The organism is Aneurinibacillus aneurinilyticus ATCC 12856 (genome assembly GCF_000466385.1).
GTDB lineage: Bacteria > Bacillota > Bacilli > Aneurinibacillales > Aneurinibacillaceae > Aneurinibacillus > Aneurinibacillus aneurinilyticus.
In genome coordinates this window covers 1-1,116 of record NZ_KE952687.1, presented here as the reverse complement: position 1 = coordinate 1,116, position 1,116 = coordinate 1, and the positions used below count along the sequence as shown (strand labels likewise).

Below are 1,116 nucleotides of genomic sequence, written 5' to 3'. Positions count from 1 at the left end.
TGGTCAAGACCCCGATATGTAGACATTGAGAAAAACCCCGGCCTTTAGGCCGATAGCTGACGCCTGAATTCTACGGGCGTCAGCTTTTTTAATTTTCTTTGCGGCCGATTATGGTTGTAAAATTGAATATACTCTTCAATTCGTCTTTGTGCTTCATCCACGCTTCGGATATCATAAGGGTAGAGCCCTTCCGTTTTAAGATGGGAGAAGAAGCTCTCCATTGAGGCGTTATCATAACAATTGCCTCTTCGAGACATGCTGATTTGGGCGCCAACCTTTGGCAGCATGTCGTGGTAAGCGTGGGACGTGTACTGGATCCTTGATCGCTATGAACGATCAGTCCAGTCACGTCTTTCGTCTTTTCAAAGGCTTTCTGGAAGGTCCGTAGGACCAACTGATTGTCATTGCGAGCTCCCATGTGATAGGCCACAATTTCATTATTAAACAAATCCTTAATGGCAGACAGGTAGAGCCAAGTATCCGCAACACGATACTGTGTGACATCCGTTACCCATTTTTTATTAGGTGCATCTGCATGAAATTCACGTTGAAGGACATTCTCGGCAACTCGTTCCCCTGTGGATGAAACAGAATGGCTTCGATACTTGCGGCGTATTCGAGAACGGAGCCTCATATCTTGCATGAGACGTAGTACCTTCTTATGGTTGATCCACACTCCATGGTCTTGAAGTAGAAATAGTTGGATTTGTCTATATCCATATTTACTATCGTACTTCTTATAAACTGCCTTGATTAGGTCTTTCACAAGCTTGTCCCGATCAGCTGCTCTTCGTTTCAAATATGCGTAGTAACCACTTCTTGAGACTCCAAATAGCTTACACAGCTCACTGATGGTATACTCACCAGCTACCTGTTTGATCGCTGTATACTTACGGGTTGCACCTCCTGCATCCAGATTTTTAAACACTTTTTTAGCATAGAGTTCTCTCGTTTGAGCTTTTGAACATATCGATCTTGATCAATATATTCTTCACGTCTCCCTCGCTGATCCATAAGTCCAAATTCACCTAGTTGCTTGTATTTTTTCATCCATATTTTAAGCCTGTGTCGATCTGGAATCCCCAGATGTTCCATGATTCGGCGGTATGTCCAACC

Annotated in this window: 2 protein-coding genes and 1 pseudogene; all 3 read right to left on the bottom strand. The window is 43.6% G+C overall.

Annotated elements, in window-relative coordinates; genetic code table 11:
* Window positions 1-44 precede the first annotated feature (44 nt).
* Entirely contained in the window at window positions 45-221 is a 177-nt protein-coding gene (locus tag HMPREF0083_RS30040; protein ID WP_378433036.1) for an IS3 family transposase, read from the bottom strand.
* A 146-nt stretch (window positions 222-367) separates the two neighbouring features.
* A pseudogene (locus tag HMPREF0083_RS02965) lies at window positions 368-928 on the bottom strand (IS3 family transposase); the annotation flags it as partial.
* The coding region (locus HMPREF0083_RS28950; protein ID WP_021619527.1) for a helix-turn-helix domain-containing protein at window positions 868-1,116 on the bottom strand (249 nt) is incomplete at its 5' end. The pseudogene HMPREF0083_RS02965 and the gene HMPREF0083_RS28950, both read right to left, overlap by 61 nt.